Source organism: Hymenobacter aranciens (assembly GCF_030580865.1).
Taxonomy (GTDB): domain Bacteria; phylum Bacteroidota; class Bacteroidia; order Cytophagales; family Hymenobacteraceae; genus Hymenobacter; species Hymenobacter aranciens.
Genome location: NZ_JAUQSY010000006.1, coordinates 241,393 through 264,579, shown reverse-complemented (window position 1 = coordinate 264,579; position 23,187 = coordinate 241,393). Strand labels below are relative to the sequence as shown.

Here is a 23,187-nt window from a genome sequence, read left to right as displayed (position 1 = left end):
GAAAAATTCTGCCCAATAGAATGTTATGCGTGGGCGGCAATCAGCCGATTTACGCATTACTTTCTCTATGACCTCATCACTTTGATGTGCCTGCCCGCACTTGCTCCCACGCCACCCGCTGCAGCGCCACGGCCTGCGTCGGCGCAATGCCCAGTGCGGCAGCCGCCTGCTCCTGGCCGCCGAAGCGGCGCGGGTCGCGGCCGGTGATTTGGCCGAAGAGCACGCAGGCGTTGAGGTAGGCGCCGGCGGGGCTGGGGTGGTAGTTGTCCTTGTTCCAGAGGTTGATTTTGCTGGCGTCGCCGGGCTGGTAGGGGTTGCGCAGGGCCACGCCGGTTTCGATGGCGCGCAACCAGGCATCGCCGGCCGGGGCCACGCCGGCGAAGTGGCCGTTTTGGGCGGCTTCGCGGTAGTAGGCGCGGTGCAGGTCGGCGGTCATCGAGTCGATGGGCAGGCCGGCGTAGCCGCCGGTAGCGGGGTAGGTTTGGTCGGCGCGGGCCCAGGTTTCATACAGGTACACCTGGGCTTTGGGGTTGGCGGTGTGGATGGCCCGCTCCAGGCGGTTGGCATACTCCACGAAGCGGGCGGGCTGGCCGCCGTGGCGGGCGGGCACGGGGCCGGTGCTGTAGTCGTGCAGCACCACGGCATCCCACTTGGGCTGCTGGATGATGGACAGGGTGCTGTCGTAGTGGAATTTCAGAGCCTTGCCGCTGAGGGCTTCAATATGCACCTCGTAATTCAGTCCCGCCTCATCGGCCAGCTTCTTGAAGATGCCGGGGATGCCGCCCCAGGGGCCGGGCTCGTGCAGGTACTGCTGGCGGCGCTGGCCCTTGCTGGTGGGCGTGAAGTTCTCATCGGTGACGTTGGCCGCGTTGTAGCGCAGCACGGGCATCGCCGCGCCGTGGAAGAAGCTGTTGCCGACGAAGAGGATGACGACGGGCTTAGCGGGCGGGCGCGCCTGGCCTAGTAGCGTGAGGGCTAGTAGGACGGCGACGAGGGTGGGGCGGGGCGGCATGGAGGCTATTTAAAATTGGAGTCTGGTGCTAAAAGAACTGTCATGCTGAACGCAGTGAAGCATGACAGTTCTTTTAGCCTATGCTTTCAGCACCCCCAGCTCGCCACCCACTTTCGTGAAGGCGGCAATGGCCTTGTCGAGGTGCGCCCGCGTGTGCGCCGCGCTCAACTGCACCCGGATGCGGGCCTTGCCCTGCGGCACCACGGGGTAGTAGAAGCCCACCACGTAAATGCCCTCGTCGAGCATGCGGGCGGCAAATTCCTGGGCCAGCTTGGCATCGTAGAGCATAACGGGCACGATGGGATGCTCGCCGGGCGTGATGTCGAAACCGGCGGCGGTCATCTTTTCGCGGAAGTATTTGGTGTTTTCTTCGAGCTGGTCGCGCAGCTGGGTGCTTTCCGTCAGCAATTCCAGCACGCGCAACGACGCGCCTACAATGGCCGGGGCGAGGGTGTTGGAAAACAGGTAAGGGCGGCTGCGCTGGCGCAGCATGTCGATGATTTCGCGGCGGCCCGAGGTGAAGCCGCCCATCGCGCCGCCCAGGGCCTTGCCCAGCGTGCCGGTGATGATGTCGACGCGGCCGAGCACGTTGCGGTACTCGTGGGTACCCCGGCCCGTTTTGCCCAAAAAGCCCATCGAGTGGCATTCGTCAATCATCACCAGGGCATGGTACTTGTCGGCGAGGTCGCAGATTTTGTCGAGCTGGGCGATGGTGCCGTCCATCGAGAACGAGCCGTCCGTCACGATGATGCGGTGGCGGGTTCCCTTGGCCTGGGCATCCTGGAGCTGCTTTTCCAGGTCGGCCATGTCGTTGTGGGCATAGCGGTAGCGCTGGGCCTTGCACAGGCGCACGCCGTCGATGATGGAGGCGTGGTTAAGGGCGTCGGAGATGATGGCGTCCTGCTCGTTGAAGAGCGGCTCGAACACCCCGCCGTTGGCGTCGAAGGCGGCGGCGTAGAGAATGGTGTCTTCGGTGCCCAGAAAATCGGCCAGCTTGGCCTCCAGCTCCTTGTGAATGTCCTGGGTGCCGCAGATGAAGCGCACCGACGACATGCCGTAGCCGTGCGTGTCGATGGCCTCCTTGGCGGCCTTGATGACTTCGGGGTGGGAGCTCAGGCCGAGGTAGTTGTTGGCGCAGAAGTTCAGCACCTCGCCGGCTTCGCGGGTTTCAATCTCGGCGCCCTGGGGCGAGGTGATGATGCGCTCCTTTTTGAAAAGGCCGGCATCTTTGATTGCCTGGAGCTGCTGCTGGAGGTCGGGCTGGAGGGTGGCGTACATTTTTTAAGGGGTATGAAGGTGGGCAGGTATGGGGGCAGGAGTGACTACAAAGAACGGCATGCGGAGCATCTCGCCCAGCGGAACCTCACCCCCTGACCCCCTCTCCTGCGGAGAGAGGGCACCGGTTTTGCTCCGGATTTGAATCGTTCGGCTCCCCTCTCTTTTGGGAATGCGCATTAAGCATTCTTCGGGGTTGGGGGTGAGGTTTCACCGCCGCGCCTGCGGCCGGGCCAGAAACTGCTGCGCCCCGCGCCGCCCGCTTTCGATGAGCTGCTGCTTTTGCAGCAGCGGCACCCGCTTCACCTTCGGGCTGAAGCCCAACGTGCTGATGCTGATGGTGCGGGGCCAGTCGGCGGGCTCGGCGGGGTTGAGGTTTTCGAGGGCCACGGTGTACAGCGCGCCGAGGTAGCCGTTGAAGTTGGTGATGGAGCGGGGCGCCAGGGCCTGCCGGCCGCTGGCCAGGGTGTCGAGGGCAATCTGCTCGTCGCGGTCGAGGCGCAAGCCCAGGGTTTCGGGGTTGGTGGTAGTGGGGCAGCCGGTGGGCAGGTAGCGCGGCTGGTCGAAGATGCGCAGGGGGTAGTTGGCCAGCAGGCCGCCATCGACCACCACCTGCACGCGCTGGCCGGGCAGGGGCTTACCGGGTACTACGTTGCCGGTGCTATCGAGCAGCACCGCCCGGTAATACAGCGGGATGCTCATGCTGATGCGCACGGCGTCGGCCACGCGCATGGTGGGGTTGGTTTCGTAGCTGAATACCTGGCTGCGCTGCAGCGTGAGGTTGGTGCCGGTGGTGTAGAGGTCGCGGAAGCGGCCGGGCTGCTGCTGGGCCAGGGCGTGCAGCTCGCCCAGGGTGAGGCCGGGCTTTTGGGTTTTGCGGGCCACCAGCTCGCTGAGGTAGGTCGTGAATTCGTCGCCGCGGTACCAGCCGTACTGTTTGAGCAGGCGCGAGCTGCTGCCCACAAACATGAAGCGGCCATCATTGAGCCGCTGCACCGGCGTGTGGTTGATAACGTCCACAATCTCGTCGGGCGAGTAGCCCACCGCCAGCAGCGCCGCCTGAATGGCCCCCGCCGAGGTGCCGCCCACCCGCTCAATGTGCTGCAGAATACCGTGCTTTTCCAGTTCCTGCAGCGCGCCGCCGTAGGCAATGCCGCGCACGCCGCCGCCTTCCATCACGAGGTTGCGGTAGCGGGGCGGGGCTGCGGCGGTTTGGGCCGCGGCGGCCGAAGCGGTAAAAAGAGCCGTGGCAAGTAAGCAGCTCGCCAGAAAAAAGCGGTTCAGCATAAGGCCAAAGATACTGGCGGAAGCACGCTGGCGGCTGGTCACTGGCCGCCCTTTCCCCACCCGGCGGCCCCGTACCCGGTATCTTTGCAATCCCATCTTCCCACCTCCCTCCTCCATTTTCATTTTTCGCATGGCCACCCCTCCCAGCGACACCCCCACCAGCCCGGCGCAGCCCGGCACCGTCCTCGTCATCGGCGCCTGCGGGCAGCTGGGCCTGGAACTCACCGCCGCCCTGCGCCAGCGTTATGCTCCGCAGCAAGTCATCGCCGCCGATGTGCGCCCGCCCAAACAGGCCGGCCTGCTGGAAGGCGGCCCCTTCGAGCTGCTCGATGTGCTCGACCTGCCCCGCCTCGAACAGCTGGTGCAGCAGTACCGCCCGCAGCAGGTGTACCACCTGGCCGCGCTGCTCTCGGCCACGGCCGAAAAAGACCCCATGTTTGCCTGGAAGCTCAACATGGACGGCCTGCTCAACGTGCTGAACACGGCCGTGAAATACCAGGTGGCCCAGGTGTACTGGCCCAGCTCCATCGCCGTGTTCGGCCCCGACACGCCCCGCGAAAATACCCCCCAGCTCACCGTGATGAACCCCAACACGGTGTACGGTATCAGCAAATTGGCCGGCGAGCAGTGGTGCGAGTGGTACCACCGCAAGCACGGTCTCGACGTGCGCAGCCTGCGCTACCCCGGCCTCATCGGCTACAAGAGCCTGCCCGGCGGCGGCACCACCGACTACGCCGTCGACATCTACCACAAAGCCGTGGCCGGCCAGGACTACCAGTGCTTTCTGGAAGAAGACACTTACCTGCCCATGATGTACATGCCCGACGCGCTCAAGGCCACCCTCGACCTGATGCACGCCCCGGCCGACAGCATCAAGGTGCGCACCAGCTACAACCTGGGCGCCATGAGCTTCTCGCCCAAGGAAATAGCAGCCAGTATCCGGCAGGAAGTTCCCGATTTCCACATCACCTATGCCCCCGACCAGCGCCAGGCTATTGCCGACTCCTGGCCCGCCAGCATCGACGACTCGGCTGCCCGCCAGGATTGGGGCTGGCAGCCGGAGTACGACTTGGCGAAGATGACGCACGACATGCTGGCGCATTTGCGCGAGCCGGTGACAGCGTAAATATTGAACGTCATCCTGAGCGCAGCGAAGGGATGACGTTCTTTTTCAAGTGTTCAGCTCATCCGCCGCGGCCAGTTAAATAGCTTCGACGTGGCCCAGGGCACTACGAACAGCGCCACCGTAATTACCGTCAGCCCCACCTCGGCCGCTTCGCTCTGCAAAAAGAGACTGAACGGGTGCGTGGGGTAAAAATGCTCGGCCAGCGACAGGATTAGCTTGATACCCAGCAGGCCGATGACGATGAACGCCGCCGTTTCCAGAAACGGGTACTTGCCCATCAGCACCACGAAGGCCTGGGCCACCAGCCGCATGGCCAGAATGCCGATGAACACGCCCGCACAAATCAGAATCAGATTGTCGGTGTAAGCCACCACGGCAAAGACGTTGTCGATGGAAAAGGCCAAATCCATGAGCTCAATCAGCGCCACGGTGGCCCAGAACTTGCCCAGAAAGCCGATGGTGTGGCGGTAAAACCAGCTGCGCTGCTTGTCGATGGTTTCGTCTTCGTGCTGCCGATTGGGGATAAACTGCTTGGCCGACAGATAGAGCAGGTACAGACCGCCGAGCGGCTTCAGAAACCACAGCTGCACCAGGTAAGCTGCCAGCACCAGGCAGATACCCCGGAAAATATACGCCCCGATGATGCCGTAGCGCAGGGCCTTCTGGCGCTGCTCGCGAGGCAGGTCGCCCACCATGGTGGCCAGCACGGCGGCATTATCCACCGACAGCAGGCTTTCGATGATGACGAGGTTGCCCACCACGGCCAGGGCCGCCAGCGGGTTATCGAGAATTTCTTGGACGTGAACGTTCATGGCAGACGGAGGGCGGAAAGCCGGATACGAAACTACGGCCCCCGGCGGCGACGAACGGCGTAAGGGGTGGCTTAGCCCACAAACTCGGCACGCAGGGCGGCTAGTTCGGCCTGCCGCTGCTGGTAGGCCGGGTACTTGCCAAACAGCTCCTGCCACTCGCGCTGGAAGCGAGCAAAGTAGCCCAGCGTTTCGGCAATGTGGGCATCGTACACCTCGGCCGGCACCCCGTTTAGTTCAACCTGGACCCGCCGGGCTTCGTCGCCGAACGCGTGGAGGAAGGAGGAGGCAATGAAGTCGTTGGCCGTGACGATGGCCAGCACATCAGCCATGGTAAGCCGCCAGGCAGGGCGGTCGTCATTGTCGGCCGGTGGCTCAAAGTCAGGATTTTCGGCTTCGGGCACCGCCTGGCGCAGGGCCTGGCCGGTGGCCAGCAGGTGGTGCAGGTGCGCGGGGTCGAGCAGGCCGCGCGCCTGCACGGCATCTTTCAGGTCGGAGCTTAGCTCCGCGCTATCCAAGATGTGCAGCGCCATGCCCAGCGTAGAAAGCAGAAAGGGCGTCATGTCGCCATCGGCGAAAATGCTGATAAGAACCCGGTCTGAGGCAGCAGGAGCAGCCATGGGAAAGTGATAGCTACGAATGAGTGGATGACTAGCCCGCTAAGGAAATAAATTCTAGCCAAATAGTCGGGGCTACTCCACCACCAGCCGCCCCACGGCGCTGCCGCAGCGCACCAGGTACAGCCCTGGCGCGAGGCCCGTCAGGTCGAGCGTGGCCTGGGTGGTGTGGGCGGGTAGCACCTGCTGGCGCACGGCGCAGCCGAGGGCATCGAGCAGCTGCACGGGGCGCGGGGTGGCGCTGGGGCTGGGCCAGGTAAGGCGCGTGGCGGTGGTGGCGGGGGTAGGGGCCAGGGTAAAAGCCGGAACAGTCTGGATGGCGCGCCTGCTGGTGACAAAGCCGCCCAGTTGCGCGGTGAATACCAGCTGCTGCGAATTGTTCTGGGCCAGCGAAAAAGAACCTAGCTGCAGGGTCGGACTGCTGCTGGTGCCCGTTACGATGGTGGCTCCGTTCGCCACCGACAGCGACGTGGGAAAGTCGGACCCGCTACCAGCGGCCTGTACGCCGGCAGTCCATTGCCCGGCTGTGCTCAGGCGCGCTACCACCATATCCGAACTGGCGCCGGTCGGGTCGGAATTGCTAAACGTTAAACTGCCCAGGGTCAGCGTAGGCTGGCTAAAGGGCCGGCTACCAGCACGTCGCCATTGCCAGCCGCCTGGGCGGCCCCAATGCCGAGGCCATTGATTGACTGGGCTTGCGTCCACTGGCCGGCCGCAAGGCGGGCCACAAAGGTGCGGCCTGTGCTGGACAACAGGGTGGTAGAGCCAAAATTACAAGTAGAGCTGGCAAAGTTGCCGGTCGCCACCACCTGGCCATTCCCATCAAACGACACCGTGCTTAGGCCCTCATCAAAGAAGCCCCCTGCAGCGGTGGCCTGCGTCCATTGCCCGGTGCTGGTGAGTCGGGCCACGAAAATATCGGTGTGACCAGCGCTGACATTGCGGACAGTCTGATTGCCAAAGCTTATATCATAGCCCAGGAAAGAGCCTCCTATCGCCAGTTCGCCGGTACTACGGCGCGCCAGTGCACGTACCTGGTCACTATCATGGCCCCCGGCGGCCACGGCCTGTGTCCACTGGCCGGCCCGGTCGAGCCAGGCTACAAAAATGTCACTGCCTGCCCCACCAGGTGAGCGGTTGGTAAAGCTGGTGCTGCCGAGCTGAATACCCGCGCCGCCAAAATTACCCGCCACTACGCAGGTGCCATTGGGCTCGAGGGCCACGGCTACAACCTCATCGTTGCTGCTGCCGCCCACACGTACTGCCTGCACCCACTGGCCGGCCGCGCTCAGGCGCGCCACAAAGCCATCCAATTGGCCGGCCCGGGCATTGGGCAGCGTAAAAGAGCCCAGGGTAATGCTGGCGCTGGCGAAGCTGCCGCCTACTATGGCGTCGCCATTGCTGTCGAGCGCCACCGCCAGGCCGTAAAAATCAGTATGAGAAGCGCCGGCCACCTCAATCGCCTGCGTCCACTGGCCGGTGGCACTCAGGCGGGCTACAAACAAGTTGGACTGCCCGGCGCCTTGCAGCGTGTAGCTTCCCAAGGTCATGCGCCCGCTGAAGTAGCCAGCCACCACGAGGTTGCCGGCGGCATCGCTGGCATGCCAGGCAAAAGGCGGAAAGCCGGTGGTATCTACCGGGCCCGCCGCCGCCCATTGCCAGGCTGGCTGGCAATGGGCCGCTTGCGCCAGCAGGAAAAAGAGCACGAATAAGCTACTGAACTTGATATTGCTCATGGCTGCGAATAGAAAATAAGACTGCAATGATACGCAACAGGGCTGTCGCTGCGTATGAGGTGCCGGTATCTGTCCGGCACCCCTTGTTATGATAGTCAATCCCGCCCCCACCGGCTGGCAAGTCATTTACCAGCAGGCCCACGCCCTGCTGGCGGCGCAGCTGCTGTGGCACTGGCCGCCCGCCCTGCCGCCCGAGCGCTGGGTAGGCCTGCTGGCCGCCACCGCCCAGCACGATGACGAGCAGGCCGCCTGGCACGGCCGCGGGGGCCACTACGGCCTCACGCCCGCCGGCGCCCCGGCCAGCTTCACCCAAAAGGAGTTTTCGCTCGAGCAAGCCACCGGCGTGCTGGCCGCCGCCCGCTTCCAGGGCCGCTGGCGCAGCCTGCTCACCAGCCTGCACCTGAGCTGCCTGTATGAAAGCCTGCGCGGCCAGTCGGCCGAAATAACCGCTTTCCTAGACGAGCTCAAAGCCCGGCAGCAGCGCTGGCGCCGCGCCCTGAAACTGACCAAAGCCGAAGCTGACCAAGCCTACGCCCTGCTGCACTGGGCCGACCGGCTGTCGCTCATTCTCTGCCGCCACGAGGTGCCCGAAATGGGCCGCGCCCTCGAGATTCATCCCGTGGCCGGGCAGCGCTACGAAATCCTCCGGCCCCGGGCCGATGGCCCGCTCACGGTGCGGCCCTGGCCGTTTGCGGCGGCGCGGGTGGAAGTGAGCGTGGAGGCGCAATTGCTGACGCAGTTGCAGTTTCGGGACGATGCGGCGCTGGCGGCCGCCTTGCGGGCGGCGCAGGTGGAGGAGCTGCGGTGGGTGCTGGAACAGGAATAGAGCGAAAAGCTCCCCTCCTTGGAAAGGAGGGGATGTTCAGCCGCAGGCTGAACGGGGGTGGTCGAGCGGGACCGCGCCGGTCGCGCCGACATGCAGTAATACCATCAGCAAATTACACCTTCAAAACGGCACTGACGGCGCGGCCGGGCGAACCACCCCCGTCAAGCCTGCGGCTTGACATCCCCTCCTTTCCAAGGAGGGGAGTTGGTCGTGCTACCGGCCCAAAACCAACGCCTGCGCTCCCTTGCCCGTAAGCCTATCTCCACCACATTCTGCCAATGGCCACGCACTACACTTTCGCCGACATCGTCAAGATTCTTAAATCAACGGCGTCGGAGTTCACCGATAACAACTCGTTTCGCCACGCGGCGGCGCTGTCGTATTACACCATCTTCTCGCTGCCGCCGCTGCTGCTCATTGTTATCACGGTAGCCAGTGCAACGTATGGTGGTGAAGCGGTTACTGGGCAGATTTACGGCCAGTTGCGGGGGCTGGTGGGGCCCGAGTCGGCCGAATTTCTGCAGAATAGTATTGCCGAGTTTACGCTCAAGCAGCAGGGGCCGGTAGCCACGGCCATTGGTATTGGGGCACTCATTTTTGCCGCCACCACCTTCTTCGTTACGCTGCAGGAAAGCATCAACGACATCTGGAACCTGAAGGTGAAAACCCAGGGCATCGGCATCGGGCAGTTTCTCAAGAAGCGGCTGCTCTCGTTTGGCCTCATCCTGAGCGTGGCGCTGCTGCTGCTCATTTCCTTTGTAATAAGCGCCGTGCTCAGCGCCTTCACCGGCCAACTCCAGGCCTGGTTTCCCGAGATTGGCGTGGTGGCCATCAAGCTCGTCGATTTTGTGCTGTCGCTGAGCGTCACCACGCTGCTGTTTGCGCTCATCTACAAGTTTTTGCCCGATGCCATCATCCGCTGGCGCGACGTGGGTGTGGGCGCCTTTATCACGGCCGCGCTGTTCGTGCTGGGCAAGTTTTTGATTGCCTTTTACATCGCCAAGTCCAACCCCGGGTCGGCCTTTGGGGCGGCGGGCTCGGCCATTGTGCTGCTAGTGTGGGTCAACTACTCCTCCCTCATCATCTTCTTCGGAGCCGAGTTTACCCAGGAGTTTGCCGACGCCTTTGGGCAGAAAGTGCAGCCCAAGGCCCACGCCGTGCGGGTGCACCTGTGCGAAATACCGCCGGGCGAAAGCGAAGAGGAAAAAGCCACCGGCCGGCCCCACGCTACGGGCAGCTGGCGCAAGTAGCCACGCAAAAGCGGCCCGTGCCGCGTTAAGGATTGGAAAAGACCAAAGAATGACGTTCTTTGCGTTAGCTTCCACGCCTTGTCGCCCAGCATGAAATCCATTCGCTACCCGCTTGTTGCCCTTGCTTTGCTCACTGCCCGCTTTGGGCTGGCCCAAACCACCGCGCCCACGCTCGAGCGCCCGCTGGTGGTGAGCCCCGCCGTGGGCGAAACCATCGACCGGGCCGAAAAAGCGAAGTATGGCCTGTTCATGTTCTACTCGGCCGACGACTACGGCGAGGCCACCTTCTACCGCTCCCTCAGCGCCGACAGCCTCATCACGCTGCGCGTGCGCCTGGCCGATGGCCGCACCGCCGCCCGCCCCTACACCCAGGCCGAATTTCTGGCCGTGCGCGACGGCATCGAGCGCCGCATCAAAGAGTTGGGCGAACCGGTGACCAAGGCGCCCGCCCAAGCCGCCGGCATGCCCGCCGCCTCCCTCTCGGCCCCCGACTACCCCTTCCAGCTCGGTCAAAGCTACCGCCTCGAAACCCGGGATGGCAGCTTCAGCGGCGTGCTCTTCAGCATGAGCCTGACCAACGTGGAGCTAAGCACCCCCGATGGCACTAAAGTAAGCGTGCCGCGTAGCAGCATCGTGCGCGTGGTGCCCGCCGATGGCAGCACCCCCGCCGCCTCCCGGGTGGGCGTCAACCGGTCTGGCAGCTATTACGATATCGGCAATGGCGACCGGCTGTTTTTCGGCCCTACGGCCCGCGGCCTGCGCAAAAATGAGGGCGTTTTTCACGATGCCTACGTGGTCTTTCCCGGGGTCAGCTACGGCATCACCAACAACTTTTCCGTGGGGGGCTACCTCTCCCTTATTCCCTTCGTGCCGCTCGAAGACCAGGTGCTTATTCTGACGCCCAAAGTGAGCCTGCCCCTCAGCAAAAACCTGCATGCGGGCGCCGGAATCGTCTATCTGCGTGCTCCGTTCAGCAGTAGCTCCTACTACGCGGGCATCAGCTACGGGAACCTGACGGTGGGCAGCGCCGATAAAAACCTGACCCTGGGCGTGGGCTATGCATTTGCCAACACCGATGACTACAGCTTCGACACGAAAACTTCTGTCGTGCTTCAAATTGCGGGGCAAACCCGGATTTCGCGCCGCATCTCGCTGATAAGCGAAAACTATGTGGTTGCCGATTCCCGCCCCGTGATATTGGGGCTGCAAGGCGTGAAAATCAACTGGCCGCGCGTGAGTATTGGCGCCGCCGCGCTACTCTTCTATGAATTCCCGTACGACGTGGACTACGGTGGGGGATTCATTGACCGTCAGGGCGGCCAGGGCTTCTTTGCGCCAGCCTACATCGATGTCTCCATTCGTTTCGGCAAAGGCAATCCTAACCAAGTGCCCCAAAAATAGATTATGGCCAATTTAATAGCGTGGGTGGCGACTGCGCTGGCCCTGCTACCCGCCGGGCTGGTGGGAGCGCAAAGTGCCACTCAGGTCCCCACTGTAGCCGATACTATTCCGGGCCAGACGCTGCTGTTGCGCCGGCTGAGTGCTTCGATGTGCCAGCACCTCACAGCCGCTCACCAGCACACCGATTTTAGCAAGCTGAAACCTGCTGCTGTCCAGAAGCTCCAGCGCGACATTACGTACCAGAGCCTGCTCGACAATGCCGCCCGCTTTGAGGTGGTGCAGTCACTCAGCTCGGATGAAGAAAAAATGGGCCATTGGCTGACGCAGGAGGCCACCTTGCAATGGGCCGAAACCTGCCCGTTGGCCCGCCCGTTGCTGTCGCTGCATGGCACGCAGGCGCTGGGGCTGAGCGTCAGTCTGTCGGCCGCCGAGCGTACCGCGCTGGCCCCGCTGGCTCAGGACGTGTGCCGCTGCCTCGATGCCGAAAATGCCCGGCAGCCCTTCACCGGTCTGGAAGTGAGTGCACGCGGGCTGGCCGTGCAGGTAGCCATGCAGGCCGCGGCGCAGGCAAGCATTGCCGCGAATGCGGCGGTCCTGACGCCGCTGTATGGCGCCGAAGCACAACGCACTCCCAACCAAACCACGCAGCTGCGCATGAAAATCGGGCAACTGGTGTACGAGCGGTGCCCGGTGTACCTTAACCATATCAGTCGCAGCCTGCTACCGGGGCCGCCCCCGCCCGGACCGATGCTGGATATAGAAGCCCCACCGCTGCTGCTGCCCGGCGGCGAACTGCCGCCTCCGCCCCCACTGCCGCCCGTCGCAAAACCACGGAAATAGCCCGGCAGAATCCGGGTTTTAAGCCGCCGTATTCGGCTCCTTCACGGCCAGCTGCCCGCAGGCGGCGTCGATGTCCTTGCCGCGCGAGCGGCGGATGTTGGTCTGCACCCCGCGGTCGGCCAGAAACTTGTGGAAGGCCATGATTTTGTCGTCCTCGGCGTTCTGGTAGCTGGCGTTTTCGATGGGATTGTACTCGATGAGATTGACCTTGCAGGGCAGCCACTTCGAGATTTTGAGCAGCTCGGCCGCGTCGTCCAGTCCGTCGTTAAAGTTCTCGAATACAATGTATTCATAAGTGACTTTGCGGCCGGTTTTCTCGTGGTAGTATTGCAGGGCCTCCTTGAGCGCCGCCAGCGAGTTGGCCTCGTTGATGGGCATGATTTCGTTGCGCTTGGCATCGGTGGGGGCGTGCAGCGAGAGGGCCAAGTTAGCCTTCACATCGTCGTCGGCCAGCTTCTTAATCATCTTGGCAATGCCGGCCGTGCTGATGGTGATGCGGCGCGGGGCCATGTTGAGCCCGTCGGGCGCGGTGATGCGGCGCACGCTTTCCACCACGTTGGCGTAGTTGAGCAGCGGCTCGCCCATGCCCATGTACACGATATTGGTGAGCGGCGTACCATACTGGGCCTCCGCTTGTTCGCGGATGCGCACCACCTGGTCGTAAATCTCGGCCGCGTCGAGGTTGCGCTTGCGGTCCATGTAGCCGGTGGCGCAAAACTTGCACGTGAGCGAGCAGCCCACCTGGCTGCTGATGCAGGCCGTCATGCGCGTATCGTGCGGGATGAGCACGCCCTCCACGATGTTGCCATCGTGCAGCCGGAAGGCCGATTTGATGGTGCCGTCGTTCGAGAGTTGCTGGTTTTGTACCGCCACGCCATTGATGACAAAGTGCTTGGCCAGCAGCTCGCGGGTGGGCAGCGAGATGTTATTCATCTCCTCAAACGAGCCGGCGGTGTTCTTCCAGAGCCACTCCTGCACCTGCTTGGCGCGGAAGGGCTTCTCGCCGTTTTCCACCATAAAGGCCTTCAGCTCGTCGGGCGAGAGCTTACGGATGTCACGCTTTTTAATCTCCGGGGCAAGGGGTAGTTCGAGCAGCATAGTGCAAAGATACAAACGAACAAGGCCTTAAGTTTCCGGTAGCTCATTTATCGGTGTCACACAGTTAGCTTGCGGAAAATAGCCGTTAGTTGTTTGTTATTCTGAGTTCCTCATGCGCCCCGAAACCGACTGCACACCAGAAGCCCGCTACTTACAAGCTGATGCGTATTGCTCGGATGATGCACTAAATGCCTTGCAAGCCAAGTGTGTACATCACCGAAACCTGGAAAATGGCGATGCTTACGAGCGGTTTATGAATTGGAAGCGTCAGGCTAATGAAATACTGGTCTTAACCTGGAATGCCTACGCCGACCTGATTGTCCCGAAAAAATTTGACTGCATTTTTTGTCTTGCTAATCCTCAGGATTATACACTGGTAAACTATGAGCTCACGCAGTCGATTTTACTATTGGGCGACCTCTACCCTATCAATAGCATAGAGCAAGGGCACAAGCACTTGGGCGTGCTCACCTTCGAGCAGGAAGTGCCAGCTATTTTTGGATGGTTGCACCAGGAAGATGGCAGCTATTGTAAGCCCATCGAGAATCGCGAAAAGCTGGGTTTCTGCATGGCGCACGACCTGCCAGCCATTACCGAGCGCCTGGAAAAAGTGGCCAAATTGCGGTCCCAATATGGCAGCGAGTGGTGGAAATATGATGAGTATTCAAACTAATTGCCCCGCCAGCTCCGCCGGCAGCCCGCGCAGCTTGCGGGTATTGTAATCGAAGCAGAGCATGCCGGTTTTAGCGTTGGCAATGGCGCGGCCTTGCTGGTTCTGCACCCGGTACACCACGTCGAAACCGTACTTATGCACGTCGGCGGCGGCCAGCTCGAACGTCAGCACGTCACCGTGGAAACCTTCGCCCTTGTACTCGATGGCCACATCGGCCATGATGAAGCCCAGCTTCGTGGCCGGGTCGAACTCGGCCGTGCCCAGCGCGGCCAGGAACTGCACCCGGGCCTCGTGGAGCATGCCCAGCAGCGAGTCGTTGCCGAGGTGGGCGCCGTAGTTAAGGTCGGTGATGCGTACGGGCAGGGTGGTTGAGAAGGAAAAGCTCGCGGGCAGGGCTACTTTTACACGCATAAGCAATGAGCGATTAACAATGAGCAGTGAACAATTGGCAGTGGGCGACGAACACTATTCGGCGAGTGAGGCAAAGGTAGAAGTGCGCGCCACGGCCGACGGCTCGGCTACGCTGTTCGTGCCCGCGCTCAACGAGCATTACCACTCGCGGCACGGCGCCCGGCAGGAGTCGAAGCACGTCTTCATCCGGCACGGCAGCTGGCCGCGCCTGGAAGCCGGCGAGGGCCTCGACCGCCCCCTGCGCATCCTCGAAGTGGGCCTCGGCACCGGCCTTAACGCCCTGCTGACGCTGGAAGCCGCCGTGGCCCACGGCGCCGAAGTAGCCTATGACGGCCTCGAAACTTTCCCCTTGCCGCCCGCCGTGGTAGCTGCCCTGCAGCCCGAGTGGGACCAGTACGGCGAGCCGCTGGCCACCCTTTTCTCCGCGCTGCACGCCGCGCCCTGGGGCCGCAAAGCCGAGCTGCAACCCGGCTTCACGCTGCAAAAAATCCAGGAGCCGCTGCAGGAAGTTGTTCTCACGCCCGAACATTACGACGTCATCTATTTCGACGCCTTCGCCCCCGAAAAACAGCCCGAGCTGTGGACCGAGGCCATTTTTGCCAGACTCTACGCCGCTGCGGCCGCCGGCGCCACGCTGGTGAGCTACTGCGCCCAGGGCCAGTTTCGGCGCAACCTGCGGGCCGCCGGCTGGCTCACTGAGAAGCTGCCCGGCCCCCCCGGCAAGCGCGAAATGACGCGGGCTTTGAAAGGGTAGGGCTGTAAGAACAAAGCTCCCCGGCTGCCAAAGAGGGGATGTTGTAGGGCCGCTGCAACGGGGCGGGTTAGGCCGCCCGCGTCGGTTGCAGTCGTTCGCATTGCTATTTCTGTCGGATATTTCCAGCGGTGCGCAAGCCCTGCCGACGTCCAACCACCCCCGTTTTCGCTACGCGAAAACATCCCCTCCTTTTCAAAGAGGGGAGTTTATCGTTCTACTTTCATCCTGCCAGATTTGTCCCGTAAATTTCTCGAAACCGAAACCCCCGCCTGGGTTCAGGATGGCCTCATCACGGAGGCGCAGCGGCAGCAGTTGCTGGCCCGCTACCCCGCCGAAGCTGTGGCCGCCATTGGCCTGCTGCCGCTGCTGGGCAGCCTGCTGCTGGGCCTGAGTGTGCTGAGCGTGCTGGCTGCCAACTGGCAGGCTCTGCCGCCCACCGTGCGCCTAGGCCTGATGCTGGGCAGCTTGCTGGGCGCCTACGCCGCTGGCAACTACTTCCTGCGGCGCGGCAACCGGAGCGTGGGGCAGGGCCTGCTGGCGTTGGGTTTGCTACTGTTTGGCGTCGACATTATTCTGACCAGCCAGCTCTACCAGCTGGTGGGCTACGATGCCAGCGGCCTGCTGGCCTGGGTGGTGGCGGGCGTAGCCCTAAGCTTTGTGTACGAAAGCAGCTGGCTGGCGGCGCTCACGCTGGGCATTGCAGCGGCGGTGCAAACGTATTATGCCTGGGTGCTGGGCAGTTTCAGCTACGCTACGGCGCTGCTGTCGCTGGGCGGCATCGGGTATTACTGGGGGCGGCGGCCGTCGGTGCTGCTGGGACAGGTGCTGGCCACGGTGGTGCTGTGGCAGGCGGCGGCGCTGGTGGCGGTGTCGCACAGCAAAATCACCTGGTTTTTCATCCCGGCCATGCTGCTGTATGCCGTCGGCGACTGGCTGCCGCGCGCCCCGGCGGCGACGCGGGCCCTGCAGGGGCCCTCGCTGGTAGCGGCTTACCTGTTTACGCTGGGCTTGGCGTTGTTTGGCGAAACCGACCAGTATGCCGGCCTGCTGCGGCCGCCGCTGCTGGCTTACCTGGGGGCTTTGGCCGGGGTGTTTGTGGTGTCGTTTATCGGCAAGCGGCGGCAGGGCCGGCTGGCTTCGCTGCCCGACTGGCTGTTGCTGCTGCCGGGCTTCTACCTGCCCGGCGGGCTGCCGCTGGCCGTGGCCACGCTGGTAGTGCTGTATTGCTACGCCGGCGCGGTGCTGCTGCGGGCGCAGCGCGCCACCGACGGCAGCGGCCCCGAGCAGCTCACGCTGGGCGCGGTGCTATTCGTAGTGGCTACGATGGTGGCCTACTTCCGCCTCACCTGGGCATTTCTGGATAAGTCGTTGTTTTTCCTGCTCGGCGGGGTGCTGCTGCTGAGCCTGAGCTGGTACCTGCGCCGCCGCAATGCCCAAGCGCTGGCCAATACTCCACCCGCGCCGGACGAGCGGAAATTCCCGCCCACCACGTAAGCCGTTTCGTATGCCTATCACCATTCTATCGGCGGGCCGCCGCCGGCTGTTGCAGCTGCTGCTGGCGGCGCAGGTGCTCTACGTGCTGGGCGTGGCCGGGGCGGGCTACGCCACCAGCGCCCTGGGCCAGCACCTGCAGCTGCGCGCCGCCCCCATCAACCCCGCCGAACTGCAAACCGGCAACTACGTGCGCCTGAGCTACGACATCGGCAACGTGCCGCTGACCGCCTGGCGCGCTACCACCCCGCCCCAGCGCCGCCAGCAAGTGTACGTGCTGCTGCACACCGCCACCCCCGACAGTGCCGCCACCGTGGCCGGTGTGTATGACCAAACCCCGACCGCCAGCACTGGCCAGGCCGTGCTGCGCGGCTGGGTAGAAACCGTGCAGCCCCGCCGCCTGCGGCTGCGCTTCAACCTGGAGCGCTACTACGTGCCCGCCGCCAGCCCCCTGCGGCGCGAAAAGCCCCGCCGTTTGCACCCCCTGCTGGTGAGCGTGAGCGTGGCGCCGTGGGGACAAGCCCGCATCACGGCGGTGCAGCTGCGGCGCACAGAGCCCCGGCCCGACACTGCCCACACCCAGTTGCAACACTGAGGCAAGCAAGTCAGACCGGGGCTCTTCGGCCACGCTCGGCTGGTCGCTATTTGATGTTGAAGGACACCGGCACGGTAAACGACACGCTCACGGGCCGCCCATTTTGCTTGCCGGGCCGGAAGTGCGGTAGCATCTTGATTGCGCGGATGGTTTCTTCGTCGATGCCGAAGCCCAGGCCCTTCACAATTTGCACGTTGCTTATTTCGCCCTCGGCATTAACGGTAAAGTTAGCGTATACTTTCCCCTCTACGCCAGCATTCAGGGCAGCTGACGGGTACTTAGCTGCCTTCTGGATGGCGGCCACGATGGCGGCCATGCCGCCGCCGCTCATCAGTTCGGGCATCTGCTCCACGTAGGTATAAATCTTGGTGTCGACCACTTCCGTAAGCGGGCCGCTGGTGTGGCTTTCCAAGTCGGTGAGGGATGGCTCGGTGGTTTGCTGGCCTACTGCAGTGGTGAGGCCGGGGTTAGTGGTAAGCAACATCTCGTGGTCGGGTACGGGGTCGGTAGATGCTTTTTCGTCGCGGTCCACTTTCATATTAGTCGTGAACCTGACCGATGCCACCGGCTCGGCAGCTGCAGGCGGCGGCGGCGGGGTTACGGGGGGCACAATGGGCGGCGGGGGCGTTACCCGCGAAGGGTCCTGGATGTCCTGGATTTCTATTACGCCGGTGGTTTTAATTACCGGCGCCGGAAACGCATCCGCCATTAGCCGTGATACTACTGGGTACAGCAGCAGCAGCAACAGCACCACACTCGCCCAGGCCAGGGCCTGCTTTACGTGGCGCTCGTAGAGGGCGCGCAGCTCGTAGGCGCCGTATTCTTTGTTCCGACCATCGAACACGATGTCGTTGAGGCTGGCGGTGGCCAGCTGGGCTTGGGTCATCATAACGCAGCAGTTTGGAGGAGGTGGGAGTCGTCTTTAGAAAGCTGGACCAGCGCGTACTTTTTCTGGTTGGTAATCGTCATTTCGTCGAGGATGTCCACCATGTCGCGGTACTGCGCGTCGGGGGTGGGCTTGATGAGCACCACGGTGGCGGGCTGCTGCCGCAGCCGGGCCAGCAGCGCCTGCCGGATACCGTTGGCCGCGAAGCTGGTAGCGTGCAACTCCGGCACGGCCACCGACTTATCGGCCGGCGCATTCAGCCCGAAGTAGTAGAATACCCGATGGTCTTTACCCAGCAGAATGGTCATGGCTTCCGTCAGGGGCACCACCGATTTGTCGGGCGAATCCACCGGCATGTTCAGCGCCATCACGTTCGGCTTGGCGAAGGTGGTGGTGAGCATGAAGAACGTGAGCAGCAGAAAAGCCAGGTCCACCATCGGCGTCATGTCGAGGCGGAAGCTGCGTTTGGCGGCTCGGGGCTTAGCTGACGCTGACCTTTGGTTCTTGCCGGCGGGGCGGGCGGATTGCTGAATTTCGGCCATGAGTGAAAGCCAGTTAAGGTTGACTGGACTTTCAACGACGGGGCCCGGCGTATTATTGTGCGCGGCGGGGACAATTTTTTTCGCGCAAGGTTGCGCGAGGTTAAAAAAGGTTTCGCAAGGTTTTTTTTCGGTGGGCTAAAAATACCACACCTGGCTTGGCGTGATGCAGGCCGTGAGCGGCACATCGGTCGGCAGTACATCAGCAATGCGCTCAATGGGCGGCACATCAAGCAAATTAAGACCGATAAACGGTGTGCCCGGCCGGCACTGCGCCAGAAACCTATCGTAGAAGCCGCCACCGTAGCCCACGCGCTGGCCGGTTTTGTCTATGGCTAATAAAGGCACCAGCACGGCATTGAGCTGAGCGGTAAATACTTCGAGCGCCGCCGCCGGGTCGGGCTCGTCGATGCCCCAGCGGTTGCGCAGTAGCGGCGTTTCGGGTGTCAGCCCGTAGTGTTTCAGCGAGATGCCATCGGGCTGCACTACAGGCACTGCGAGATGCAGCGGCAGCTTTTCGCGCCACACCCGGTGGATTATTTGCCAGGTGTCGGGCTCGTTGCGCTTCGCCAGCGGCAGAAACAGGTGCAGCCACTGCCACTCAGCCACCGGGAAGTGGCGGAATAGCTGCTCGCCGAGCTGTTCGGAACGGTTGGCTACCTCGACTGGAGCCAGCGCCAACCGGCGGACCAGGGCAGCGCGGCGCAGGTCGGCTTTCAGCATTGGTCTATTCCTCCGTCAGCACCGCAAACTCCAGCGCCAGCGGCTCGAAGCACGTAATCAACTGCCGGATAAAGTCCGGATTGTTAATCAAAATACTAAGCACGTTGTCGCTACGCTCCTGCAAGCCGCCTTCGGGAAACAGCTTTTCCTTGATAGAAGCCAGCTGCGCGTAAGCCGTTTCGTGCTTGGTTTCGGCGGCTTTGCTGAGGCGCTTTTCCAAGCCGGCCAGGCTGCCAGCGGCCTTGCTGGCCTCGGCGGCCACGGTTTTTACCAGCGTAGGGTCAAGGCGCTGGGCCAGGTCCTGCACCTGTTGGAAGGCAGCCGCCAGCGCCTGCTGCTGCTCGCGGAGGCTGATTTCCTCCTGCCCCAGCGTAGCTCCTACCTGCTTTTTCAACTCCGCCAAAGGCTTGAAAATGTCGGTGCTACTCAGGCCCAGCTTGCGCAGCTTGCCCGCATTAGCCCGGCTGATATACATCGCCGAATTGCGCGGCAGCACCATCGGAAACGGCACGCCGTAGGCTGCAAACACGTCTTTCAGCTGAAACCAGTACGCCACCTCGGCCCCGCCGCCGATGTAGGCCAGGTTAGGCAGCAAAATTTCCTGGTAGAGAGGACGCAGCACCACGTTGGGGCTGAACTGTTCGGGCTGCTGCCGGGCCAGGGCCAGCAACTCTTCGCGGTTGTGGCAGCGGGCCGTGTTGCGGATGGTCACTTCCACACAGTCGGCCCCGCTGGCGTCGGGCTCCAGGCGCTGACGCTGGCCTTCAGCCGTGAGGAAGAATAAGTTGAGCGGGCGCGAATACACCTGCGGTTTGTAGCCAGCGGCCGTGAGACGGGCGTTGGTAGCCTGCACGGCGGCGTTGGAAGCCTGTTCCTGAATTTCCTTTTCCAGCACCGGCACTAGGGCCCGCTTCAGGGCCGGGTGGTCGGCGTCCAGTGTCAGCAGGCCAAACTCGCCAAACAGGCCATCGGCCAGCCGACGCGTGGCCTCGGCCAGCGTGGCGGCACTGGTGTAGGCCTCACGAAACAGGGCCGGAACTTCGGGTGGCAACTGACTCAGCAACTGCTCCTCCAGGCCATCGAGCGCCAGACGGCCGACTGGGCCGCCGGTGCCACTGGCTTCCCAGGCGTAGGCTTTGCCGAAGAGCGAGAAATGATTGATTTCGGCAAAATCGTGGTCCTCCGTCGCCATCCAGTACAGCGGCACGAAATCGTACTGCGGATACGCCGCCTTCAGCTCCTGACTGAGCCTGATGGCCGAGACAATTTTGTAGATAAAATACAGCGGCCCGGTGAGCAGATTGAGCTGATGGCCAGTTGTAACCGTGAACGTAGTGGACTGAGCCAGCAAGTCCAGATTAGCCGCAATGGCTGCCGGCACCTCGCCCGAATACTGTTCCCGCAATGCCGCTACCAGTCGCTGCCGGGCCTCGGGCGAGTACGCCGCCTGCTTCTCCTCAATTTGGGCCGCGAAGTTTTCCAGCGTCGGAAAGTGGTGGTAGAAGGGCGCCAGGGCGGGGTTTTGGGCCAGATAATCAGTCAGCAGGCTCGAAAACGCGCCGGTGGCCGCGTACGACAGGGTGCTACAGTGGGTGGGCATGGATTGGGTATGAAGGCCGTGAAGGTCGGATGCGGCCGCAAAAGTCCGCACAAAACCCGGCGTAGGCCGAAAGGTTGTCTGGCGGGCGTTTATACCGCCCAGAAGCGCATTTCGAGCGAGATGCGCGTCTGGTCGGGGTTTAGATTAACGGCCCCGCCGTGCAGCAAGTAGGGCGAGAACAGCAGCACCTCATCGGGGCCCGGGTTGGGCCGAATGAACTCTAGTGGTGTAGTGGCGCTGGCCAGCGCTGGTACGCTGTATTGGTTACCATTGTACACGGCTCCAGCCTGGGTGCGACTGGTCTGGCTTTCAGGCCACCAGTGGCTGCCAGGCACCAGCGGCAATGACGAATCGGCGGTGCTGCCCGCCACCGGAAAGTAGATGTTCAGCCCGTGCCGCAGGCGGTCGAGCCAGGTGTCGCGGTGCGGCGGGTTGTTGTCGGTTATCTGCGGCCGCACGATGCGCAAATGAAAGGCTTGCTGACCGTTGGCCGGATTGTGCACCCGCACCTTGCGGCCGCACAGCTCGCTCACCCGCGCCTCCAGCACCGTCACCGGCAGCGGCAGCGCCGTCAGCGGAAATTCCTTGGTTTGGTTAACTACAGCCAGGTGCCGCGCTGCATCGGTGCCCACCACGCGGTGGTAGTTGGTTACGTCCCAGTCGGCGGCGATTTCCAGACCAGTATTGCGCAGCGCCGCCCGCACCAGCTCGGCCAGGCCGTTGCGCAGCAGCTCGTTTTCGTTCTTCGTCAGCCAAGGCGCCACCACGTAGCCGGCAGTAGCCCAGGCGTTACCGGCCGTCAGGTCGGTATCGGCCGCCAGCTGCACGCCCGCCTCACCCGGACTGCTGGTACCTTCAATCCGGTAATCAACTTCCTGCTGGTTAAGGCGGGCCTTCATCACTGCTTACTTCACTAAAATGCCGTAAAGGTCGAAATCGGAAGCGCTGTTAATCTTCACGTTGGCGAAGTCGCCCAGGCGCACGTGCGTATCCTTGTCGGCGGGCACCAGCACTTCGTTGTCCACTTCCGGCGAGTCGAATTCGGTGCGGCCCACAAAATGCCCGCTTTCCTTACGGTCGAACAACACCTTGTACGTCTGGCCCACGCGCGCCTCGTTCAGCTCCATCGAAATGCCCTGCTGCAGCTCCATGATGGCGTCGGCGCGCTCCTGCTTTACCTCGGCCGGCACGTCGTCGGGGAGGGTGTGCGAGTGCGTGTTTTCCTCGTGCGAATAGGTGAAAATGCCCAGCCGCTCGAAGCGCGTCTGCTCCACGAACTCATACAAATCCTCGAAATCCTGCTGCGTCTCGCCGGGGTGGCCAGCGATGAGCGTGGTGCGCAGGGCAATGCCCGGCACGCGCTGCCGAATCTGGTCCACGAGCTCCACAGTGCGGCGCTTGCTGATGCCGCGGCGCATGATTTTGAGCATGTTATCCGAGCCGTGCTGCAAGGGCATGTCAAGGTACTTGCAGATGTTCGAGCGCTCGGCCATCACGTCCAGCGCGTCCATCGGAAACTGCGACGGGTACGCGTATTGCAAGCGAATCCACTCGATGCCGTTCACGTCGGACAGGTTGCGGAGCAAATCGGCCAGCTTACGCTCGCCATAATGCTGCAGGCCGTAATAAGTTAAGTCCTGGGCAATGAGAATCAGCTCTTTGGTGCCCATGCTAGCCAGGCGCTTGGCTTCCTTCACTAGGTCCTCAATGGGCCGGTCGACGTGCTTGCCGCGCATCAGCGGGATGGCGCAGAACGAGCAGGGCCGGTTGCAGCCCTCCGCAATTTTGAAGTAAGCGTAGTGCTTGGGCGTGGTAATCAGCCGCTCACCGATGAGCTCGTGCTTGTAGTCGGCGTTGAGCACCTTCAGCATCTGCGGCAGCTCCAGGGTGCCGAAGTAAGCGTCCACCTGCGGAATTTCAACCTCCAGCTCGTCCTTGTAGCGCTGCGACAGACAGCCGGTTACATACAGTTTCTCCAGCTTGCCGGCCTGCTTTTCATCGGCGTAGCGCAGAATGGTGTCGATACTCTCCTGCTTGGCATTGTCAATAAAGCCACAAGTGTTGATAATGACGATGTTGGCGTCGTTTTTTTTGGCTTCGTGGGTCACGTCGAAGTCGTTGGCACGCAGTTGGCCCATGAGGACTTCGGAGTCCACCAGGTTTTTGGAGCAGCCCAGCGTAATGACGTTGACCTTGTTCTGGAGTTGATTTCTAACTTTCACGAATAATGAATATTAA

General features: G+C 62.6%; 24 protein-coding genes. 9 read left to right on the top strand and 15 right to left on the bottom strand.

Annotated elements, in window-relative coordinates; translation table 11 throughout:
• Nucleotides 1–76 precede the first annotated feature (76 nt).
• From Q5H93_RS10815 to Q5H93_RS10805, 3 genes are all read right to left on the bottom strand, one after another.
• A complete protein-coding gene (locus Q5H93_RS10815) occupies nt 77–1,012 on the bottom strand; it encodes an SGNH/GDSL hydrolase family protein (RefSeq protein WP_305006544.1) in 936 nt (311 codons plus the stop codon).
• Nucleotides 1,013–1,090: 78 nt separating this feature from the next.
• Complete coding sequence (gene kbl / locus Q5H93_RS10810; protein ID WP_305006543.1) at nt 1,091–2,290, bottom strand: glycine C-acetyltransferase; 1,200 nt, start codon at nt 2,288–2,290, stop codon at nt 1,091–1,093.
• 207 nt (nt 2,291–2,497) lie between these two features.
• A complete protein-coding gene (locus Q5H93_RS10805) occupies nt 2,498–3,574 on the bottom strand; it encodes a patatin-like phospholipase family protein (RefSeq protein ID WP_305006542.1) in 1,077 nt (358 codons plus the stop codon).
• Nucleotides 3,575–3,704: 130 nt separating this feature from the next.
• Here Q5H93_RS10805 and Q5H93_RS10800 point away from each other — a divergent pair, with 130 nt between their 5' ends.
• Nucleotides 3,705–4,700, top strand: a complete 996-nt coding sequence (locus Q5H93_RS10800; protein ID WP_305006541.1) for an NAD-dependent epimerase/dehydratase family protein — start codon at nt 3,705–3,707, stop codon at nt 4,698–4,700.
• Nucleotides 4,701–4,753: 53 nt separating this feature from the next.
• Here the strand turns inward: Q5H93_RS10800 and Q5H93_RS10795 are convergent, their stop codons facing one another.
• From Q5H93_RS10795 to Q5H93_RS10780, 4 genes are all read right to left on the bottom strand, one after another.
• Nucleotides 4,754–5,512, bottom strand: a complete 759-nt coding sequence (locus Q5H93_RS10795) for a TerC family protein (protein WP_305006540.1) — start codon at nt 5,510–5,512, stop codon at nt 4,754–4,756.
• Between the two features lie 71 nt (nt 5,513–5,583).
• Entirely contained in the window at nt 5,584–6,129 is a 546-nt protein-coding gene (locus Q5H93_RS10790; RefSeq protein WP_305006539.1) for a hypothetical protein, read from the bottom strand.
• Nucleotides 6,130–6,201: 72 nt separating this feature from the next.
• A complete protein-coding gene (locus Q5H93_RS10785; protein ID WP_305006538.1) occupies nt 6,202–6,675 on the bottom strand; it encodes a T9SS type A sorting domain-containing protein in 474 nt (157 codons plus the stop codon).
• Between the two features lie 53 nt (nt 6,676–6,728).
• Nucleotides 6,729–7,862, bottom strand: coding sequence for a hypothetical protein (locus Q5H93_RS10780; protein ID WP_305006537.1), 1,134 nt, complete (start codon nt 7,860–7,862; stop codon nt 6,729–6,731).
• Nucleotides 7,863–7,950: 88 nt separating this feature from the next.
• On the opposite strand from Q5H93_RS10780, the gene Q5H93_RS10775 reads away from it, so the two are divergent.
• The 4 genes from Q5H93_RS10775 to Q5H93_RS10760 all read left to right on the top strand — a co-directional run bounded on the left by Q5H93_RS10775 (nt 7,951) and on the right by Q5H93_RS10760 (nt 12,179).
• Nucleotides 7,951–8,688: a DUF3891 family protein gene (locus tag Q5H93_RS10775; protein WP_305006536.1), complete on the top strand. Its 738-nt coding sequence runs from the start codon at nt 7,951–7,953 to the stop codon at nt 8,686–8,688.
• Nucleotides 8,689–8,966: 278 nt separating this feature from the next.
• The gene (locus Q5H93_RS10770) at nt 8,967–9,938 is read left to right on the top strand and encodes a YihY/virulence factor BrkB family protein (protein ID WP_305006535.1); all 972 of its coding nucleotides are present in this window, start codon (nt 8,967–8,969) and stop codon (nt 9,936–9,938) included.
• Nucleotides 9,939–10,028: 90 nt separating this feature from the next.
• Nucleotides 10,029–11,339, top strand: a complete 1,311-nt coding sequence (locus Q5H93_RS10765; protein WP_305006534.1) for a hypothetical protein — start codon at nt 10,029–10,031, stop codon at nt 11,337–11,339.
• Nucleotides 11,340–11,342: 3 nt separating this feature from the next.
• Nucleotides 11,343–12,179: a hypothetical protein gene (locus Q5H93_RS10760; protein ID WP_305006533.1), complete on the top strand. Its 837-nt coding sequence runs from the start codon at nt 11,343–11,345 to the stop codon at nt 12,177–12,179.
• Nucleotides 12,180–12,197: 18 nt separating this feature from the next.
• Here the strand turns inward: Q5H93_RS10760 and rlmN are convergent, their stop codons facing one another.
• The gene (rlmN, locus tag Q5H93_RS10755) at nt 12,198–13,277 is read right to left on the bottom strand and encodes a dual-specificity RNA methyltransferase RlmN (protein WP_305006532.1); all 1,080 of its coding nucleotides are present in this window, start codon (nt 13,275–13,277) and stop codon (nt 12,198–12,200) included.
• A 112-nt stretch (nt 13,278–13,389) separates the two neighbouring features.
• On the opposite strand from rlmN, the gene Q5H93_RS10750 reads away from it, so the two are divergent.
• Nucleotides 13,390–13,950 carry a hypothetical protein gene (locus Q5H93_RS10750; protein ID WP_305006531.1) on the top strand — a complete coding sequence of 187 codons (561 nt, stop codon included), beginning with the start codon at nt 13,390–13,392 and terminating at the stop codon, nt 13,948–13,950.
• On the opposite strand, the gene Q5H93_RS10745 is transcribed toward Q5H93_RS10750, so the two are convergent.
• Nucleotides 13,942–14,361 carry a thioesterase family protein gene (locus Q5H93_RS10745; protein ID WP_305006530.1) on the bottom strand — a complete coding sequence of 140 codons (420 nt, stop codon included), beginning with the start codon at nt 14,359–14,361 and terminating at the stop codon, nt 13,942–13,944. The genes Q5H93_RS10750 and Q5H93_RS10745 overlap by 9 nt on opposite strands.
• Nucleotides 14,362–14,380: 19 nt before the next feature.
• Here Q5H93_RS10745 and mnmC2 point away from each other — a divergent pair, with 19 nt between their 5' ends.
• The 3 genes from mnmC2 (at nt 14,381) to Q5H93_RS10730 (ending at nt 17,201) form a co-directional block, all read left to right on the top strand.
• The gene (gene mnmC2 / locus Q5H93_RS10740) at nt 14,381–15,115 is read left to right on the top strand and encodes a tRNA (5-methylaminomethyl-2-thiouridine)(34)-methyltransferase MnmC2 (protein WP_305006529.1); all 735 of its coding nucleotides are present in this window, start codon (nt 14,381–14,383) and stop codon (nt 15,113–15,115) included.
• A gap of 234 nt (nt 15,116–15,349) precedes the next feature.
• Nucleotides 15,350–16,609, top strand: a complete 1,260-nt coding sequence (locus Q5H93_RS10735; RefSeq protein WP_305006528.1) for a DUF2157 domain-containing protein — start codon at nt 15,350–15,352, stop codon at nt 16,607–16,609.
• A 10-nt stretch (nt 16,610–16,619) separates the two neighbouring features.
• Entirely contained in the window at nt 16,620–17,201 is a 582-nt protein-coding gene (locus Q5H93_RS10730; RefSeq protein WP_305006527.1) for a GDYXXLXY domain-containing protein, read from the top strand.
• A 46-nt stretch (nt 17,202–17,247) separates the two neighbouring features.
• Here the strand turns inward: Q5H93_RS10730 and Q5H93_RS10725 are convergent, their stop codons facing one another.
• The 6 genes from Q5H93_RS10725 to rimO form a co-directional block, all read right to left on the bottom strand.
• Entirely contained in the window at nt 17,248–18,090 is an 843-nt protein-coding gene (locus Q5H93_RS10725; RefSeq protein ID WP_305006526.1) for an energy transducer TonB, read from the bottom strand.
• A complete protein-coding gene (locus tag Q5H93_RS10720) occupies nt 18,087–18,629 on the bottom strand; it encodes an ExbD/TolR family protein (RefSeq protein WP_305006525.1) in 543 nt (180 codons plus the stop codon). Before Q5H93_RS10720 ends, Q5H93_RS10725 begins: the two co-directional genes overlap by 4 nt.
• A 135-nt stretch (nt 18,630–18,764) precedes the next feature.
• Nucleotides 18,765–19,349 carry a 5-formyltetrahydrofolate cyclo-ligase gene (locus Q5H93_RS10715; RefSeq protein ID WP_305006524.1) on the bottom strand — a complete coding sequence of 195 codons (585 nt, stop codon included), beginning with the start codon at nt 19,347–19,349 and terminating at the stop codon, nt 18,765–18,767.
• A 4-nt stretch (nt 19,350–19,353) separates the two neighbouring features.
• Nucleotides 19,354–20,949, bottom strand: coding sequence for a bacillithiol biosynthesis cysteine-adding enzyme BshC (bshC, locus tag Q5H93_RS10710; RefSeq protein WP_305006523.1), 1,596 nt, complete (start codon nt 20,947–20,949; stop codon nt 19,354–19,356).
• A gap of 89 nt (nt 20,950–21,038) precedes the next feature.
• Nucleotides 21,039–21,848 carry a phytanoyl-CoA dioxygenase family protein gene (locus Q5H93_RS10705; RefSeq protein WP_305006522.1) on the bottom strand — a complete coding sequence of 270 codons (810 nt, stop codon included), beginning with the start codon at nt 21,846–21,848 and terminating at the stop codon, nt 21,039–21,041.
• A 6-nt stretch (nt 21,849–21,854) separates the two neighbouring features.
• Entirely contained in the window at nt 21,855–23,171 is a 1,317-nt protein-coding gene (rimO, locus tag Q5H93_RS10700) for a 30S ribosomal protein S12 methylthiotransferase RimO (protein ID WP_305006521.1), read from the bottom strand.
• Nucleotides 23,172–23,187: the final 16 nt, after the last annotated feature.